The sequence below is a fragment of the Shewanella sp. UCD-FRSSP16_17 genome (assembly GCF_001675935.1).
GTDB classification, from domain to species: domain Bacteria; phylum Pseudomonadota; class Gammaproteobacteria; order Enterobacterales; family Shewanellaceae; genus Shewanella; species Shewanella japonica.
Genome location: NZ_LZFV01000001.1, coordinates 1,107,400 through 1,124,463 on the forward strand (window position 1 = coordinate 1,107,400; position 17,064 = coordinate 1,124,463).

Consider the following 17,064-nt stretch of genomic DNA (forward strand, 5'->3'; position numbering starts at 1 on the left):
AACAATTTTTATCAAGGTATTTTAATATGATCACTTTACACACCAATATGGGCGACATTAAAGTTGCACTAAATACAGAAAAAGCGCCTTTAACTTCTGAAAACTTCATGCAGTACGTTAAAGATGGTTTTTATGATGGGACGATTTTTCACCGTGTAATTGATGGTTTCATGGTTCAAGGTGGTGGATTTACCGAAGACATGGTTCAGAAAACGCCTAAAGCAGCGATTAAGAACGAAGCGAATAACGGTTTATCAAACAAGATTGGTACTCTTGCTATGGCTCGTACTTCAGATCCTCATTCTGCTACAGCGCAATTCTTTATCAACGTCAGTGACAACACTTTCTTAGATTTCAAAGCAGAAACAGGCCAAGGCTGGGGTTACTGTGTGTTTGCTGAAGTTGTTGAAGGTTTAGACATCGTTGAAAAAATTAAAGGTGTCAGCACTGGCAACCGTGGCATGCATCAAGACGTGCCATTAGAAGCCGTGGTAATCAACAGTGTAAGCGTAGCTGAATAAACGCGAGTGCATACTGTATTTATGGGCGATTTGCATTTAAGTGCAGATCGTCCTGATATTTCCAAAGCCTTCATTGAATATCTCAACTCAGACCTTTCTGAGGTTGAAGCTTTATATATTATCGGTGATTTATTTGAAGTATGGACCAGTGATGATATTGCTGAGCAGTATACCGATGAAATAGCAACACATATAAAATCAGTCTCAACCAAACTGCCTGTTTACTTCATCCATGGCAATCGTGATTTTATGATAGGTAATGAATTTGCCAGTCGCTCTGGGATGATTTTATTGCCAGAAATTAACATACTTAATTTATATGGTATTCAAACCGTGGTTCTTCACGGCGATAGTCTATGTACATTAGATAAAGCCTATCAACGTTTTCGACGCTTTCGTAATTCTACTATTGTAAAGTGGATTTATCGTCACCTTCCTAAATCGACTAGACAAAAAATTGCTGCAAACATAAGACAAAAAAGTCAAAACAGTAACCAACAAAAAACCTACGAGATTATGGATGTTGAACCATCAGCGGTTAGTGAATTATTGACTAAAACCAATACAACTCGCATGATCCACGGCCATACTCACAGACCTGCAATTCATGAACTCGACAATCATAAACAGCGTATCGTCGTCGGCGACTGGTACGAACAAGGCAGTATTCTTATCATAAAAAAAGACAGTGCGATGTTACAACAACTGCCTTTTACAACTCAGCGATAGTCAATACAGGCCTTAATTCGGCTCAATTCAAGATATTTAAGATTAATGCGTTAATTCGAGACTAGATTATGTGGTACACCACTATGAAACTTGAAGTCTTCATCATTCGATTGAATAAGCTCTGCTTCAACATTTGCAAAATATGCTACTCGTTCATTGATATCAGTTTTACTTATAGTTTGCGCTAAAGATAAATAGTCCTGATAATGACGGGCTTCTGAACGTAACAAAGAAATATAAAACCTTTCCAAATCTGCATCTAAATAGGGTGCGATTTTAGCGAAACGTTCGCAAGAACGCGCTTCAATAAATGCCCCTATGATTAATTTATCAACGAGCGCGTCAGGTTCAAAAGTTTTCACATGCTTCATCATTCCTTTCGCATATCGCCCAGCTTCTAATAATTCATAGGGAATGTTTTTCGCATCCATGAGTTCTAACACTTGATAGAAGTGATGTAATTCCTCCTTAATCAGCAGCACCATTTTATCCACTAAATCTTGGCCATAGTCACAATCAGCTCTGACCGTAACTTGCTTTGAAATATTACTTTTACCTTTAAGTGTCTCTAAGGACCCTTGCTTTTTATAAGCAAATTCTTCGTAAGGCTTGATCCACGAACTAAGCTGGGTTGCGCTGTCTTTATCTACGGCGTATTTTCGAATTAAAAACATAGCACTTTGAGCGGCTTTTAATTCACATAGTAAGTGGTCTCTTAAAAGCAAATACAAGTTTTCAGGCTTTTTGGCTTCATCTACCCATGACTGTGGTGTCTCACATTTTAAAAACGCCTTAATTGGCTCAAGTAATTGCTGCATGAATGATTTAAGTAGTCGACTGGATTTGCAGCTATTTTACCTCTAATAACAAGATTTCTACAGATAAAAGCGTATTAGAGCTTGACGAATGGATGCTTATGTTCAATAAATAGTCTATACATCTTCGTAACAATAGTTGCTAAAGTTGTATTTCGATTGCCTTTAATGGATAAACTTCTATAGGGATGAAGTTATTATTGGCTTAAATCACTCAAAAAGCAGAGTCATTTAAGCTGGTATGTGTGGGACTGATTAAGGCGATTGATATATGGGGCTATGATCAGTTCGTCTGAAGTTTGGCGAGCTATGTATGAATGCTAAACAAGGATAATAACAATGATATTAAATCACTTAATGGGGCTATACACTCATCCAAAGGAAGAGTGGAAGACAATTGAACGCAATCACGAAGCTGTAAAAAGCAGTCTAAGTCATATTTTACTTATCGCTTTAATTCCTTCTGTATGTAGCTATATTGCTACTGCCTACATTGGCTGGCATCCAGCTAATGGTGAACCTTTATTTTTAACACCGCAAAGCGCAATGTTCATGTCTGTCGGTATGTATTTTGGCTTAATCGGTGGCGTGCTTGCACTTGCCTACCTATCTTATTGGATGGCAAAAACATTCGATGCCACGCCAACCTTTACTCAAGCTTTAGAGCTGGCCGCCTACACTGCAACACCTTTATTTATGGTGGGCATTTCAGTACTTTATCCAGTGCTATGGTTTATTATGCTCGTTGGCCTAGCAGGCTTAGCTTACTCTGTTTATCTGCTATATGCCGGAGTCCCGATCATAATGAATATCCCTGAAGAAAAAGGCTTTATTTACGCAAGCTCAGTAGTGACTGCGGGCTTGGTATTATTAGTTGGTCTAATGGGTAGTAGTGTTATTCTTTGGAGCATGGGTTTCGGCCCAATGATGCAATAGTCACAAATCGACTATAATTAAAGGCGCATTGGCGCCTTTTTTATTGTGTGGATAAAACATTAGTTTATTCGCTTGAGAATGCGTCGCTCTTAATTGCCATGTAATAGACGATCAATTTGTATCTATAGCGGCACAATAAGCCGTATCGTTAAGGGAACACATGACTAAAAATACTTACCAAAAAATTCTGTTTGTCGCACTGTTGTTGTTTGGACTTTTCGCCATTAATTATTGGGTAAAATCCTCAACCGATGAAGGAAAGGTTCAATCTGAAATTAAGCCAACAACTTCAAATTCAAAACCTGTTGCTGAAACGACATCGGTTCAATCAAAATCGGTGCAATCAAAATCGAATCAAGCAGCCAAAGATATTAGCTTAAATTCATTAGATGAACTGATTAGCCTCTTTGACTCACTTAATTACAATACCGAAAGCTGGAAAGCGGGTGTACGAGAAGTCCCTCGCCTAACCTTTGAGCGAGTCAGTGAGAAGTGGCAGCAAACGTCCAATGAAATTCCAGTGCAGATGAAAAAGATGGTATTTTTTAGATTAATGGCGCCACTGATTTTAATCAGTAATGAGAATATTCTTAACGAACGACAAACTGTCGAACAAGCTTCACTTGATGATAAATCACTCATCGATATCGCAGTTAAATATAAGGTAATCAGTGACAAAGACAGTGCACTAACCGAAGAACAAAGACAGAAATTATTAAAGCGCGTCGATATCATGCCGCCATCGCTTGTATTAGCTCAAGCAGCAGAAGAAAGTGGTTGGGCAACATCCCGGTTTACCGTTGAAGGTAATGCCTTTTTCGGACAGTGGGATTTTAGTGGTAACGGAATGATCCCTAAGCAACAACGAAAAGAGTTAGGAAACTATGGTCTAGCAAGGTTTGATACACCGCAAGCTTCTGTAGAAGGATATATGCTAAATATTAACACTAACGCAGCCTATATTAAGCTTAGAGAGCTTAGACGAGATTTAAGAGCCGATGAACAACCTATTACAGGAATACAATTGGCTTCTACGCTAGATAAATATTCAGAACGCGGGCAAGCTTACATTGACGGCATACAGCAGATGATTCGTTATAATAAATTAGATCAAGTTGATGAAGCCTACTTGAGCAATGACAGACCATTACACTTGATTTCATCCAATCAATAATACCCTTTAGATTTAATTAACGAGTAAAAACAAAAAAGCCAAGGTCAACACCTTGGCTTTTAAATATGACAACATGTCATTTTATCATTTATGCAAAAGAGTCACGTAAAGGCACTGTTAAATTGAAAACTAAATGCTCAGCTGTTGAATCTTTGTTATCTGCACAGAAGTAACCTTCTCGCTCAAATTGATAAGCCTTCTCAACTTCAGCATTTACAAGACCTGCTTCAACAACACCATTTACGACAACTAAAGATTCAGGGTTAATCACCTCATCTACAGTATCAAATGCTGCAGGCGTTGCTTCAGTAAATAATCTATTGTAAAGACGGAACTCTGCTTGCTTAGCCGTTGAAGCTTCAACCCAATGAATCACGCCTTTTACTTTACGACCATCGCTAGGATTTTTACCTAATGTCTCATTGTCGTAAGTACAGTAAACAGTAGTCACATTACCGTCTTCATCTTGATCAAAACGTTCAGCTTTAATCACATAAGCGTTACGTAAACGAACTTCCTTACCTAACACTAAACGCTTGAAATGCTTATTTGCAGACTCACGGAAATCTTCAGCATCAATAAACAATTCTTTACCAAATGCCAATTCACGAGTACCCATCTCAGGCTTATTCGGGTGCATAGGGGCATTGATTGTTTCTGGTGAATCCGAAGGATAATTTTCAATTATCACTTTAATTGGCTTTAATACAGCCATTGCTCGTGGTGCATGCTCATTTAACTCTTCACGAATACAGGCATCAAGCACCCCACCTTCAATCAAGTTTTCTTGTTTTGTTACGCCAATACGCTGACAAAACTCACGAATAGATGCAGGAGTATAGCCACGACGACGAAGTCCAGCAATCGTTGGCATTCTAGGGTCATCCCAACCATTCACTAAGTTTCTTTCAACCAAGTCATTTAATTTACGCTTCGACATCAAGGTATATTCAAGGTTTAGTCTTGAAAATTCATATTGACGCGTGCGGTTTGGTTGATTGAAATCATCTAAATGATCCAATACCCAATCATATAGACGTCGGTTATCTTGAAACTCTAATGTACATAAAGAGTGAGTGATATTTTCGATAGCATCTGAGATACAATGCGTAAAATCGTACATTGGATAAATGCACCATTTGTCAGCAGTTTGATGATGATGTGCAAAACGGATCCGATAGATAACGGGATCACGCATACACATAAATGGTGAAGCCATATCGATTTTAGCACGTAAAGCGCACTCACCTTCTTTGAATTCACCTAAGCGCATTTTTTCAAACAGCGCTAAGTTTTCTTCAACACTGGTATCACGGTAAGGACTATTTTTACCAGGCTCTTTTAACGTACCACGGTACTCACGTGTTTCTTCTGCATTCAAAAAACACACATAGGCAAGCCCTTTATTAATTAACTCCAACGCATATTGATGAAGTTGATCAAAATAGTTAGATGAATAACGAATTTCACCCGCCCAATCGAACCCTAACCAGCGTACGTCATCCTGAATTGAGTGAACGTAGTCGATATCTTCTTTTTCTGGGTTCGTATCATCAAAGCGCAAATTACATTGACCCTGATAATCTTTTGCAATACCAAAATTTAAACAAATAGACTTTGCGTGCCCAATATGTAAAAAACCATTTGGCTCCGGCGGGAAACGTGTATGCACGCTATCGTGCTTTCCGCTTTTTAAGTCTTCATCAATGATATTACGAATGAAGTTACTTGGACGTACTTCGTTGTCCACTTGACTCATAGAGTTCCTCTTAGTGCACGGTGGTTAAATTTTCAGACCTTCGATGATCCTACAGTTTTACGTGAGTTACAATGCCTGTTTGATAAAAATAATCATCAGAAAACAAAAAACCAGCATTTACTAAAATGCTGGTTTTGATTTGCACATTATTTATGCTTATTCGGTAATGACTCGCACATCAGGAATAATCTGTTGATTTTTCTTACCCTGCTTTTTAAGCCAGAAATAAAACCCAACCAATGCAATACTGAAGAATGAAATCCAGCCAATTGATTGAACAGGGTGCTTGGCTATATTTGCACCTTGATATACAACAGTGGCACTGCCATATGCTAAACCAAAGGTCCATAGCGCTGCAAAACGCGCCCATTTAGAACCGAACTCATTGACTAATGCTCCCATTGCTGCAACACATGGTGTGTAAAGCAAAACAAATAACAAGTAAGCAAAAGCAGCTACCTTAGTGCTAAAACCCGCTTGTAGTGCACTGAAGGTTGAACGATCAACCCCCTGCTCTTCTGCAGCTTCATCGATATTTTCTACATTACCTACATCAATCGACAATGGATCTTCTGGTGCAATGCCGAATAAGTTTTCAGGAATGGTATCCCATGCTTCTGAGAAGCTTTCAGATAGACTTGCAAGCTCTTCATCACCTTCTGTTGGATCTGAATATAAACTATTAAGCGTTCCAACAACGGCTTCTTTAGCAAAGATACCTGTAATAATACCTACTGTTGCCGGCCAGTTATCTTGCTCTACTCCCATAGGAGAGAAAAACGGCGTGACTTTTTGGCTCAGAACACTCAATACCGATTCTTTACTGTCTTCATGACCGAAACTACCATCGGTACCAATGGCATTCACAAAGTTCAGTAGTGTTACAACAATAACAATCGTCTTACCTGCGCCTAGGATAAAGCTTTTTGTACGTTTGGTTGTACGTGAAAAAACCGCTTTCGCCTTTGGCATTTCATAACTTGGTAATTCCATCACCACAGCACTACTGGTACCTGGCAACACTGTACTACGCAGTAATAAGCCGGTACCAACTGCGGCTAAAATACCAATGATGTAAAGTAAAAATACAAGATTTTGACCCGAGTCTGGAAAAAATGCTGCAGCAAATAAGGCGTATACAGGCAAACGAGCACCACAAGACATAAATGGTGCCATCATGCCTGTGACAATTCTTTCTCGCTCACTGCCTAGTGTACGTGTCGCCATAATGGCAGGAACGGAACAACCAAACCCTACAATCATTGGAACAAACGCTTTTCCAGGCAGTCCAATACGACGCATTAAACCATCAACGACAAAAGCAGCTCTAGACATATAACCAGATGCTTCAAGTACTGACAATGCGAGGAACAATGCGGCAATAACAGGAATAAAGGTGGCCACAGTTTGTATACCTTGACCAATACCGCCAGCCAAGATAGTTACTAACCATAAAGGTGAGCCAAAAGATTCTAATAAGGCGCCAAATTGGTCGACAAATACTGCACCAGCAGTAATATCAAAGAAATCAATAAAGGCGCTACCCACGTTGATACTAAACATGAACATTAAGTACATCACCAGCAAAAAGACTGGCACACCAAGCACTGGGTGAAGAATGATTTTATCTAGTTTGTCGCTTGCACTTTCATGCTCACCGACACTCACTGATGCATCAAATACTTTTTGAACAAAATCAAACCTTGTCGTGGCAACAAGTACCTCAATGTCGGTACCTGACTGCTCAGCGATTTGAGTACAGTTGTTTACTACATCTTTAAGGCTAGTACTATCACATTGTCCACAGCCATTGCCATTACCCAGCATGGCTAGTGCACGACCACGGCTCAAGTTTTCAGCATGTTGTTGTAACGTTTTAACACCGGACTCAATGGACTCATCGTAATCTAGTACCAGCGGAGATTCAGTGACCTCACCTTTTAATAAACTCAGCACTTGATCTTGAACTTGCTTTATATCTGATTCGTCTCTAGAGCAAACGGCAACAACAGGGCAACCTAACTCTTGGCTCATTCGTTCGATATCCGCTTCAATACCAAGCTTTTTAGCTGCATCGATTTTGTTTAACACCACAACCATAGGAAGACCAAGTTCTCTTAATTGCACAGTTAAATACAAATGGCGTTCAATGTTAGTTGCATCAACAAGGTTAATAATCCCGTCAACTCTTTGATCTGCTAAATATTGTTGAGCAATTTGCTCATCAAGGGAGCAATCACAACTATTGCCAGCTGGCAGCAAATCATAAATACCTGGTAAGTCAGTAAGATGAACATTGGTATTATCTAACGTGAAATAGCCTGTTTTCTTTTCAACTGTAACACCTGACCAGTTACCAACTTGCTGATTCGCGCCTGTTAATGCATTAAATAAAGTTGATTTACCTGCATTTGGATTACCTACAGTGACGCAATGAAATTCTTTAGTCATGTGCTACTACCACCTCAATGATATCTGCTAAATCGCGACGCATGCATAAACGGCTACCGCGTAACTCTAACTCTACACCACTCCCCATTGGTGCTCGGCGTAACATTGTGAACGCTGTATGAGGTGTAATCCCCATAGATAACAACTTCCGCTTTACTGTTTGAGGTAAAGAAAGTTGACCGATTTCAGCGATCTTAGCCGTATCCCCAGGATTGAGTTCACTGAGCTTCATTAGACATCCACCTTGCGTGCAAAATTTTATAATTGATTAATTTTATATTAGACATTTACGCAATACCTTTACCTAGATCATGTTTTATAAGTGGAAACGAGAATAGTTTTCAATTGTATTGGTAATTATGTGATAAAAGCCCGAGTTTAAGAAGTGATTTTATGGCTTATTTATGTATGGCTTAAAACTCGCAATTTATTTCATTTAAACTTGATTGTTTAAATCCTAATATCAGATTGAAGCAATCCAAACAGGTATTCATCTATTTGCCTGTCACCAATCTTATGGTTCTGTCTTAATAACCCTTCTTGGATAAATCCACACTTGCGCATTACCTGAGCCGATCCAATGTTATCGACAGCACAATAACCGATAAACTTTTGAATATTGAATTCGTGTATTCCCCAATCGATAACCGCTTTTAAACTTTCAGTGCCGTAACCTAAACCTTGTTGGTTTGGACTTATTAAGTAGCCTACTTCAGCACGATTCATCGCGTCGGACTCTTTATAAAAACCGGTTAAGCCTACAAACGTCTTATCTTGTATTGTTTCAATGATTAAGGTTAACCAATCACCTGAATCGTATGACCATGGTTCCAACCGTTGCTTAAAAGTCGACTCAATATCCGCAGTAGAGGTAACAGGCCGAATATGTGTTAACACAGTTTGATCAGAATTAATTGCTAGCACATTTGACCAGTCGTTTTGCTGAATTGTTCTAATGACTAACCTATCTGTATATAATGCAATCATTTATCAATTCCATTGATTAAATTTATTGAGTAACAAATAATAAAAAAGGCAGCCAAAGCTGCCTTCGACGATTAAGAGTTAAATTAACCGCGGCTTGTTACTTCAAGAAGGTGATACCCAAATTGTGTTTTCACTGGTCCTTGAACTTCGTTTAATGGCGCACTAAAAACAACCTCGTCAAATTCACGAACCATCATTCCTGGCCCAAAAGAACCTAACTCTCCACCTTGTGCTCCAGATGGGCATGAAGAATTTGCTTTTGCAATTTCAGCGAAATCGGCACCCGCTAGAATTTCTTGTTTCAATTGCTCACATTGCTCTTCTGAGCTAACTAAAAGGTGTCGTGCAGTTGCCTGTACCATGATGTACTCCTACTAATTGTAGATAAAATTGCTAAAAATATAGGGAGCAAAACTCCCTATATATATTCAACTAACAAGCTAACAGTTATTCGTTATTTTGCCAATTCAGATTCGACCCAACGTGCAATCTTTTTCTCCATCACAGCCATAGGCAATGAACCAGTGGTTAAGATTTGATCATGAAAACCTTTAAGGTCAAACTTGTCACCTAATTCTGACTCTGCATCGGCTCGTAATTTTAATATCGTAAGCTGACCGATCTTATACGAAAGTGCTTGTCCGGGAATCGCCATATAGCGCTCAACTTCAGCAACAATATCTGATTCAGCCATTGGAGAGTTATCTTTCATATACTGAATAGCTTGCTCACGACTCCAGCCTTTTGAATGTAAGCCTGTATCAACTACAAGACGCATCGCTCTTAGCATTTCATCAGATAATTTACCAAAATATTGATATGGGTCTTTGAATAACCCCATTTCTATACCTAAGTACTCAGCGTATAACGCCCAACCTTCTTCAAATGCCGTATAGCCCTGAAAGCGTTGAAATTCAGGGATTCCCGTTAATTCTTGCTTAATCGCAATTTGGAAATGATGTCCAGGAGCTGCTTCATGCAGTGATAAAGTCGTCATACCCCATTTAGGTTGAGCCTTCAAATTATAAGTATTGATATAAAACACACCTGGACGAGAACCATCAACCGCAGGCGACTGATATGAAGCACCTGCTGCTGATTTTTCTCTAAAGCTTTCAACAGGTTTAACAATGTAGTCAGCTTTTGGCATGACATTAAAGTACTTAGGCAGCTCTTTATTAATACTGTCTTTTAATGCCATGTACCCATCAATTAAACCTTGTCTATCTTCAAAGAAATATTCAGGTTCGCTTGATAGCGATGCAAAAAATGCTGTTAAATCGCCTTCAAAACCAACTTGCTCTCGCACTTTATCCATTTCAGATAAAATTCGACTTACCTCAGAAAGACCAATTTGATGGATTTCGTCAACAGGCATGGTCGTTGTTGTGTGACGATTAGCTAATGTCTGATACCATTCCTTACCATTCGGTAATCCCCACCAACCGTCAGATGCGCGAGCATGCGGTAAATAGGTATCTTTAAAATAATCTCTTAATTGGGTCAGTGACGGTAGAAGCTCATCTTGGATAAGGGCAGTATATTCCTTGGTTAACGCAGCTTTATCTTGTTCACTGAAGTTTTCAGGTAAAGATGAAATTGGCGTGTAAAACAAACTATCGCTGGCAGTTTCAACTAATTGAGCATCAAGTTGTGGAATTATTCTTTCAACAAGCACTTTAGGCAGTACAACTTTGCTCTTAATACCTTCATCCATTCTTACTTGAGCTAACTTAACCCAATTGATGAAGCCAGATAAGCGGCCTAACCAGTTTTGATAATCTTCTACTGTTTTAAAAGGTTGCGCACTTTCACCACTACCCAATTGCACCATGCTAATCACAGTGCTATAGAACTGATTCATCGGCATGAAATGTTCGGGATAACTTTCAGCAACAAGATCCATATGCCTATCATAAATAAACATATCGAAGCTGAGTTGCAGATTTTTAGGTAACTTATCAGCATCTATTGCTTTGGCTTGTTTTAAATATTTTGAATTCAGCTCATGACGCTGTTTTAAATATTCTTCTGTTAACGCGCCACCAAATTGGTCATTGTAATCATTAACACCAACATAGGTTGCGTAGATAGGCTCTAAAGCAAGTACATCATTAAAATAATTGTCAGCCATTGCTTTGTAAATATATTCAGCTGATTGCTCTGTAACCGCTTTGGCAGCAGTTTCTGTTGTCACAGCATTAGCAGGAGTAGAGGTTACTTCGGGTTCACTGCAAGCTTGCAACAACATAAGTGATGAAACTGATACGGCGAGTAGCGTTTTTTGCATAATAATTTCCCTATGGATGGTAATAAACGTATTACCAAAAAATGATCCGATACTTTGTAGTTATTATGTGTAATTTATCTAAATTTAGTGAATTTCTCTAACGATAAATTGTAACTTAGAATAACAAGTTACCTAAGGTATAAACCATAAATTAAAAGTAAAAAAAAAGCCCCATAAGGGGCTTTTCGATATCAACAAACTTACAAAGTAATGTTATTGATACGTGCTTTTTCTTTGATATAAGAAATATAGCTATTTGCGCTACGTTTTGTCTTGCTGTGTTTAGCAGCTCGATTGGCACGTTTATAAGCAGATTTATATTGCTTTAGGCTTAAGTGAGCTAACGTTAGCTCAAGTTCAGCATCACCTGGCTCATCTAAACCAGCTGCAAGTGCTTTTTCAAACACTGGAATTGCAGCTTTAGGCTGTTCAGCGATAGCTAAGATTTTACCTTGTTTAAGGTACAACTCAGCATCTCCAGTTAACTCAGCAGCTTGACCATATAGTTTAGCTGCTTGCTTGAACTCTTTAGCGTTATGATAGAAACCAGCTAAGATTTTAATAGACTTTTCAGACTCTTTAATCAAACCAGACTTCATATGCTTTTCATAAATTTTAGCAGCATTATAAGGCGCACCATTTTGCGACATAAGTTGAGCTAAACGAGTGATGTTACCATCAGTCTCAAGAAAACCATTTTTATAAGCTAAATCATAAGTTGCTAAAGATTTAGTATAATCTTCAGTCATCAAATAGAACTGAGCAAGCTGAACCCATAGACGTTTATCGTCTTGGAATAAAGGCACCATAATCTCTAGTACTTTTACAGCCTCTTTATACTTCTTTTGGTTGAAGTATGAAGTCAATTTCATTTGATAAAGGCCTTTATCAGGTTTTTCCATCAAGGAAAGACCTTTGTCAGCCACTTCAAGTACTTTATCCCACTGCTTAAGTTCACTGTAAGCAATACCAACACGGCGGTATACTATTGGGTCAACTTTACAAGTGAAATCCATCCACTTGTAGTAGTAAGGAATCGCTTCCTTAAACTGTTTTTCTTGAAGTAATAAATCAGCATACAAACGTAATGTTGCAGCGTGATCTGTACCACCAAGAATATCAGCATCTACAGCAGTCTTTAAGTACTTAATAGCGGTACTCATTTGACCTTTTTCAGCATAGAAAGAGCCAATCATGCGACCAATATAAGCTTTGTCGAAATCATTTTTTGTATTGACTTCGAGTAAGATCTCAATGGCTTCGTCAAGTTGACCTTCTGTATATCTTTCAAATGCTCTTTGAACTTTTTTACCAGCACTTGCACCAACAGCTCTTGATTGACGCTCTTCGATTGGACATTTTTCAGCAGCTTGCGCGGTTGAAACAGCCAATAAAGAAGTACTACATAAAGTCAGCATTAATGCACTAGCTATTGTATTTACTTTACGCATTATCTACCTCCTTTATCTAGAGTGAAGTCAAGTTGAACTGTCATGCCAGGAACCTTCATCGCCTTACCATCAATGATTTTAGGCTTGTATTTCCATTTCTTCAGAGCTCTAACTGCTTCTCTGTCGAAAATACGCTTAGGTTCTGCTTTTATAACTTTAACGTCTTCGATTCCGCCTAGTTCGTTAATAGTAAACGAAAGTTGTACATAACCTTCTTTACCATCACGAGCAGCAGCAATTGGGTACTGAGGATCAATACGTACAATTGGTGTTGCGTCGCCGTCACGCGTCATCATATTACCGAGTTTAAAGCCTGTGCTCGCACCACCAGCCACTACACCACTCATGTTAAATGCCATATTCGTATCAATATCTGATGACGTATCTGGCGGAGTAGTTTCCGGCTTAGGCGGTTGCTCAGGTGGCGCTGGCGGCTTAGGTTTGACCCTTGGCTTATCCTGAACTTTCGTATCCTGCTTCTCCATACTGATCTCAATAATAGGAGAATCAGTTTTGGTGTCGGCGCGCTTAGCGCCGCCACCGACCAAGAAGGCCATGAAGATAAACAAGGCGAAAGTAACAGCAGCACCTAAAATGAGTGATACTATTGCTCTCAGCATATTAGTCTTTCCCCGCTGAAATCGAAATTTTATCGATACCCGCTTTCTTAACGTTGTCCATTACTTTAACAACAAGGCCATGTTCGGCTTCTTGGTCTGCTTCGATTAATACCGCCGCTTCAGGTGCTTCAGCTAACATACGCTCAACGTTTGCTGTTACACGCTCAATGTCAACCTGACGGTTTTCCATTTTGATAACGCCAGTCTTACTAACACCAATAAAGATGTTCGCAGATTTTTGTTGTGTCGCCGTAGAAGCTTCAGGTTTCTTGTAATCAAGGCCTGATGGCTTAATGAACGAAGTCGTCACAATAAAGAAGATAAGCATAATGAATACGATGTCGAGCATCGGAGTCATATCTACTTGTGCTTCTTCTTCTACATTTAAATGCTTTTTACGTGCCATTTTAAATACTCTCTCTAGTGGTGCGGCAAGCTATCTTTAAGCTTTTCAAGACTGATTTTCATTTTTGCATCTAATCGAGTGCTAAAAAATACACCAGATAATGCTGCAACCATTCCTGCCATCGTTGGCATGGTTGCCATTGAAATACCAGCCGCCATCATACGAGCGTTACTCGTACCATGAACTGCCATCACATCGAACACTGCTATCATACCGGTTACGGTTCCTAGTAGACCTATCATAGGACAGATTGCTACTAAGGTTTTGATCATCAGCATACGAGCATTCATATCTTGTTTTGCTTGGGACATCCAAGCTTCACGGATACGGTGCGCATACCAAGAGGTAGAATCCTCTCGATTATTCCATAAGTCGATAATGCCTTTATGCTCTTTTGGTGCTACCCAATTGACGTACCAAAAGCGCTCGAGCATCAATACCCACATTAAGAATAAAACACCTGCAACCAACCAGAGGATATCTCCTCCGGTGGCCATGAAGCCCCTGACAGAGTCCCAAACATCCATCAGGATTAGCATCATTAGTCAGCCCTCTTCTCAGCATGTACTGCGATAATACCAGCACTTTGCTCTTCAAGAACTTGAACAACTGTTTTACTACGAGCTACAACGATTGCATGCATAAGCATCAATGGAAGTGCAGCAACTAGACCTTGAACGGTTGTCATCAATGCCATAGAAATACCACCAGCCATTAAGCGTGGGTCACCTGTACCGAACAATTGAATTGTTTGGAAGGTTGCAATCATACCAGTTACTGTACCTAGTAGACCCATCATTGGAGCGATAGCTGCCAGTACTTTAATGATTGAAATACGAGCTTCTAAAGCTGGTGTTTCTTTCAGAATAGCTTCGTCAAGCTTAAGTTCAAGTGTTTCAACATCAACATCTTTGTTTTCTTGGTAAACTTTAAGTACACGACCTAACGCGTTGTTACCAGGATTATCGATGTTCTTACGTTGTGCTTTAACTTGTGAACCTACGATGTAAAGCGTTACTAGACGTTCGATAGAAATCAACGCACCAAGAACAAGAATACCGATAATGATGTAACCAATTGGTCCACCAGCTTCAATACGCTCTTCAATAGTCGCTTTTTGTGTGAACACGCTTAGTAGAACACCACGAGCCGGGTCAACGAATAATTTTTCGTAACCAGAAGTTGCGCTAGTGAATGATTTAACACTAGAAACTTGTGCACTACCAGGTTGTTGAGATAGTTCTTGAATCAAGCCTAAATCAGCGTTGTAAACAACATATTGGCCATCAGCAAGTAAGTTGTATGCACCAACACGAGTAACTGTTGTTGTATGAACGTTACCGTCCAAACCTGTTACTTCAGCGTCGAAATTAACAACTTTGCCAGATTCAACCATTTCAAAAAGTTGTGCTTCCCAGAATTGCTCTAACTCGTCAATTTTTGGAAGTTCTTTACGAGCACCTAGTTCAGCAATAAATGCGTCACGGCCTGGGAACTGAGCAGTAATGTTAGAAGCAACTAACTTACCTGCGAAATCACCAGCTTCACCTTTAACTACACCGAACATTTCACCTAAGTCACCAGAAGCAATTTTACGATCTTCTTCTAACTGAGCGATTTTACGTTCGTTGTCAGTGAAAGCTTGAGCTAAATCTTTACCACGTTGAACTTCAGCAGCTAAAGCCGCTTTTTCACGCTTTAAAAGAGCGGCTTTATCGCCACGCTCATTTAAAAATTCAGCTTCACGCTTTTTGTTAGTCTTATTCGCGTTAGCACGATCTGTTTGTACTTGTTTTAATAATTGGTCAATCGTCTTTGGTGCATCAGCAGCACTAACCATTCCTGAAGTTAGAGACAAAGTTGCAGCAACGATTGCTGTAGTAATAAACTTTTTCATTATTGCGCAGCCTCCGCAGCAGGGATTGGTAAGGCGAATAGATCAGGAGCACCTTGTCCACGAGCCTGTTTAATTGCTTTGCTTAAGTTACGAAGATAGCTATCTTCTAACTTATCCCAGCTTTTAGATTCTTCGTTATACATCCAAGCCGACTTTTGATCTTGGCTTTGCGCATATAAGCTAACACGGCCAAAGTTTAAGAAATCTACTAAGACTTCTTTGCCATCTAGCTCTAATTGACCTGTTTCAGCAATTAACTTTGAACCGTATTCACGTTCAATGTTATATGCGTCAAGAATTAGACGATATTTTTCAGCTAGTGTTACTTCAGCGCTGTTAAGAGTATCTTTTAAGCGTTGAACACGAGCTTCACGTGCGTCTTGATTGAATGGCAAGTCTAAAGCAATAAATTGCTCTAATGCTTCAACCATTTTAAACATTAAAGGAACAACACCTTGTCTAAGAGCATCAACACCGTCGATATCGTCTTGGATCAGTTTCATTGTTGCTTCTTGGTCTGCAACTAAGCCTGCAACGTAATCGTTGTAAGATTTTAGTGATTCACGTTCGTCAGCTACTGAGCCATACTCGAAAAGCATGTCTTGTGCTTGATCAAAATATTTATCTACTTTGTTTTGAGATGCAGCTGCATCAGCATGAATTTTGCTATCAGCTTTTTGTACATCGCTTAGAGGATCTGCAATCACGAAGTTGCTGCTAGCTAATGCAAGCGCGCCAACAAGTGCAGTAGCGATTTTTGTTCTATTGCTTACCTTGGACATAGTTCCCAACCAATTTATAGTGATTTAGAAAGCTTAACTAATGAGTAACAACTAGGATTATATTGTTAATCCTGACTGATACTGCTAAGTCTATCTTTCTCTTGTGATTGTTAGTTTTTTCTTCCCTATTCTATACCTGCTAAGGCATAGACCCGCTCGCATCATTTCACAAAATGTTGACCTGTGTCAACATTTGAGAACATCAAAAACTACTGGAAAGACGTGTTAAACGCTCTTGATTAGTCG

The 17,064-nt window shown here is 39.3% G+C and carries 17 protein-coding genes; 4 read left to right on the top strand and 13 right to left on the bottom strand.

All coding sequences use genetic code 11. From position 1 onward, the window contains the following. The first annotated feature begins 26 nt into the window (after window positions 1-26). Together A9267_RS04665 and A9267_RS04670 are read left to right on the top strand one after the other, a co-directional pair. Window positions 27-521 carry a peptidylprolyl isomerase gene (locus A9267_RS04665; protein ID WP_055023884.1) on the top strand — a complete coding sequence of 165 codons (495 nt, stop codon included), beginning with the start codon at window positions 27-29 and terminating at the stop codon, window positions 519-521. A 6-nt stretch (window positions 522-527) separates the two neighbouring features. Further along, complete coding sequence (locus tag A9267_RS04670; protein WP_065108382.1) at window positions 528-1,250, top strand: UDP-2,3-diacylglucosamine diphosphatase; 723 nt, start codon at window positions 528-530, stop codon at window positions 1,248-1,250. Between the two features lie 50 nt (window positions 1,251-1,300). Here A9267_RS04670 and miaE read toward each other — a convergent pair whose 3' ends face one another. Continuing rightward, a complete protein-coding gene (gene miaE / locus A9267_RS04675; RefSeq protein WP_065108383.1) occupies window positions 1,301-2,068 on the bottom strand; it encodes a tRNA isopentenyl-2-thiomethyl-A-37 hydroxylase MiaE in 768 nt (255 codons plus the stop codon). A 336-nt stretch (window positions 2,069-2,404) separates the two neighbouring features. On the opposite strand from miaE, the gene A9267_RS04680 reads away from it, so the two are divergent. Next, window positions 2,405-3,001 (top strand): Yip1 family protein, encoded by a 597-nt coding sequence (locus A9267_RS04680; RefSeq protein WP_055023887.1) that lies wholly within the window; start codon window positions 2,405-2,407, stop codon window positions 2,999-3,001. Between the two features lie 160 nt (window positions 3,002-3,161). Next, complete coding sequence (locus tag A9267_RS04685; RefSeq protein ID WP_065108384.1) at window positions 3,162-4,175, top strand: glucosaminidase domain-containing protein; 1,014 nt, start codon at window positions 3,162-3,164, stop codon at window positions 4,173-4,175. Window positions 4,176-4,263: 88 nt separating this feature from the next. Here the strand turns inward: A9267_RS04685 and glnS are convergent, their stop codons facing one another. The 12 genes from glnS to A9267_RS04745 all read right to left on the bottom strand — a co-directional run bounded on the left by glnS (window position 4,264) and on the right by A9267_RS04745 (window position 16,818). Beyond that, a complete protein-coding gene (glnS, locus tag A9267_RS04690) occupies window positions 4,264-5,934 on the bottom strand; it encodes a glutamine--tRNA ligase (RefSeq protein ID WP_065108385.1) in 1,671 nt (556 codons plus the stop codon). A 156-nt stretch (window positions 5,935-6,090) separates the two neighbouring features. Continuing rightward, complete coding sequence (gene feoB, locus A9267_RS04695) at window positions 6,091-8,385, bottom strand: Fe(2+) transporter permease subunit FeoB (protein ID WP_065108386.1); 2,295 nt, start codon at window positions 8,383-8,385, stop codon at window positions 6,091-6,093. Next, window positions 8,378-8,617: a FeoA family protein gene (locus tag A9267_RS04700; protein ID WP_055023891.1), complete on the bottom strand. Its 240-nt coding sequence runs from the start codon at window positions 8,615-8,617 to the stop codon at window positions 8,378-8,380. Before A9267_RS04700 ends, feoB begins: the two co-directional genes overlap by 8 nt. A 218-nt stretch (window positions 8,618-8,835) precedes the next feature. Then, window positions 8,836-9,372, bottom strand: a complete 537-nt coding sequence (locus A9267_RS04705; protein WP_065108387.1) for a GNAT family N-acetyltransferase — start codon at window positions 9,370-9,372, stop codon at window positions 8,836-8,838. A gap of 83 nt (window positions 9,373-9,455) precedes the next feature. After that, window positions 9,456-9,734 (bottom strand): peptidylprolyl isomerase, encoded by a 279-nt coding sequence (locus A9267_RS04710; protein WP_055023893.1) that lies wholly within the window; start codon window positions 9,732-9,734, stop codon window positions 9,456-9,458. A 92-nt stretch (window positions 9,735-9,826) separates the two neighbouring features. Next, window positions 9,827-11,662 carry a DUF885 domain-containing protein gene (locus A9267_RS04715; RefSeq protein ID WP_065108388.1) on the bottom strand — a complete coding sequence of 612 codons (1,836 nt, stop codon included), beginning with the start codon at window positions 11,660-11,662 and terminating at the stop codon, window positions 9,827-9,829. A 200-nt stretch (window positions 11,663-11,862) separates the two neighbouring features. Further along, window positions 11,863-13,113 (bottom strand): tetratricopeptide repeat protein, encoded by a 1,251-nt coding sequence (locus A9267_RS04720; RefSeq protein WP_055023895.1) that lies wholly within the window; start codon window positions 13,111-13,113, stop codon window positions 11,863-11,865. Continuing rightward, a complete protein-coding gene (locus A9267_RS04725) occupies window positions 13,113-13,733 on the bottom strand; it encodes an energy transducer TonB (RefSeq protein ID WP_055023896.1) in 621 nt (206 codons plus the stop codon). The genes A9267_RS04720 and A9267_RS04725 overlap by 1 nt, the downstream gene beginning before the upstream one ends. Window position 13,734: 1 nt before the next feature. Next, a complete protein-coding gene (locus A9267_RS04730) occupies window positions 13,735-14,139 on the bottom strand; it encodes an ExbD/TolR family protein (protein ID WP_055023897.1) in 405 nt (134 codons plus the stop codon). Window positions 14,140-14,153: 14 nt separating this feature from the next. Continuing rightward, window positions 14,154-14,681, bottom strand: a complete 528-nt coding sequence (locus A9267_RS04735) for a MotA/TolQ/ExbB proton channel family protein (protein ID WP_080915420.1) — start codon at window positions 14,679-14,681, stop codon at window positions 14,154-14,156. Next, window positions 14,681-16,036 (bottom strand): MotA/TolQ/ExbB proton channel family protein, encoded by a 1,356-nt coding sequence (locus tag A9267_RS04740; protein ID WP_055023898.1) that lies wholly within the window; start codon window positions 16,034-16,036, stop codon window positions 14,681-14,683. The genes A9267_RS04735 and A9267_RS04740 overlap by 1 nt, the downstream gene beginning before the upstream one ends. Next, window positions 16,036-16,818 (bottom strand): DUF3450 domain-containing protein, encoded by a 783-nt coding sequence (locus A9267_RS04745; RefSeq protein WP_055023899.1) that lies wholly within the window; start codon window positions 16,816-16,818, stop codon window positions 16,036-16,038. The genes A9267_RS04740 and A9267_RS04745 overlap by 1 nt, the downstream gene beginning before the upstream one ends. Window positions 16,819-17,064: the final 246 nt, after the last annotated feature.

What these genes read in the sequence shown, in the direction of transcription:
- A9267_RS04665 (WP_055023884.1), top strand. Translation starts at nt 27, where the DNA reads ATGATCACTTTACACACCAATATGGGCGACATTAAAGTTGCACTAAAT.
- miaE (WP_065108383.1), bottom strand. Translation starts at nt 2,068, where the DNA reads ATGCAGCAATTACTTGAGCCAATTAAGGCGTTTTTAAAATGTGAGACA.
- A9267_RS04680 (WP_055023887.1), top strand. Translation starts at nt 2,405, where the DNA reads ATGATATTAAATCACTTAATGGGGCTATACACTCATCCAAAGGAAGAG.
- A9267_RS04685 (WP_065108384.1), top strand. Translation starts at nt 3,162, where the DNA reads ATGACTAAAAATACTTACCAAAAAATTCTGTTTGTCGCACTGTTGTTG.
- glnS (WP_065108385.1), bottom strand. Translation starts at nt 5,934, where the DNA reads ATGAGTCAAGTGGACAACGAAGTACGTCCAAGTAACTTCATTCGTAAT.
- feoB (WP_065108386.1), bottom strand. Translation starts at nt 8,385, where the DNA reads ATGACTAAAGAATTTCATTGCGTCACTGTAGGTAATCCAAATGCAGGT.
- A9267_RS04700 (WP_055023891.1), bottom strand. Translation starts at nt 8,617, where the DNA reads ATGAAGCTCAGTGAACTCAATCCTGGGGATACGGCTAAGATCGCTGAA.
- A9267_RS04705 (WP_065108387.1), bottom strand. Translation starts at nt 9,372, where the DNA reads ATGATTGCATTATATACAGATAGGTTAGTCATTAGAACAATTCAGCAA.
- A9267_RS04710 (WP_055023893.1), bottom strand. Translation starts at nt 9,734, where the DNA reads ATGGTACAGGCAACTGCACGACACCTTTTAGTTAGCTCAGAAGAGCAA.
- A9267_RS04715 (WP_065108388.1), bottom strand. Translation starts at nt 11,662, where the DNA reads ATGCAAAAAACGCTACTCGCCGTATCAGTTTCATCACTTATGTTGTTG.
- A9267_RS04720 (WP_055023895.1), bottom strand. Translation starts at nt 13,113, where the DNA reads ATGCGTAAAGTAAATACAATAGCTAGTGCATTAATGCTGACTTTATGT.
- A9267_RS04725 (WP_055023896.1), bottom strand. Translation starts at nt 13,733, where the DNA reads ATGCTGAGAGCAATAGTATCACTCATTTTAGGTGCTGCTGTTACTTTC.
- A9267_RS04730 (WP_055023897.1), bottom strand. Translation starts at nt 14,139, where the DNA reads ATGGCACGTAAAAAGCATTTAAATGTAGAAGAAGAAGCACAAGTAGAT.
- A9267_RS04735 (WP_080915420.1), bottom strand. Translation starts at nt 14,681, where the DNA reads ATGATGCTAATCCTGATGGATGTTTGGGACTCTGTCAGGGGCTTCATG.
- A9267_RS04740 (WP_055023898.1), bottom strand. Translation starts at nt 16,036, where the DNA reads ATGAAAAAGTTTATTACTACAGCAATCGTTGCTGCAACTTTGTCTCTA.
- A9267_RS04745 (WP_055023899.1), bottom strand. Translation starts at nt 16,818, where the DNA reads ATGTCCAAGGTAAGCAATAGAACAAAAATCGCTACTGCACTTGTTGGC.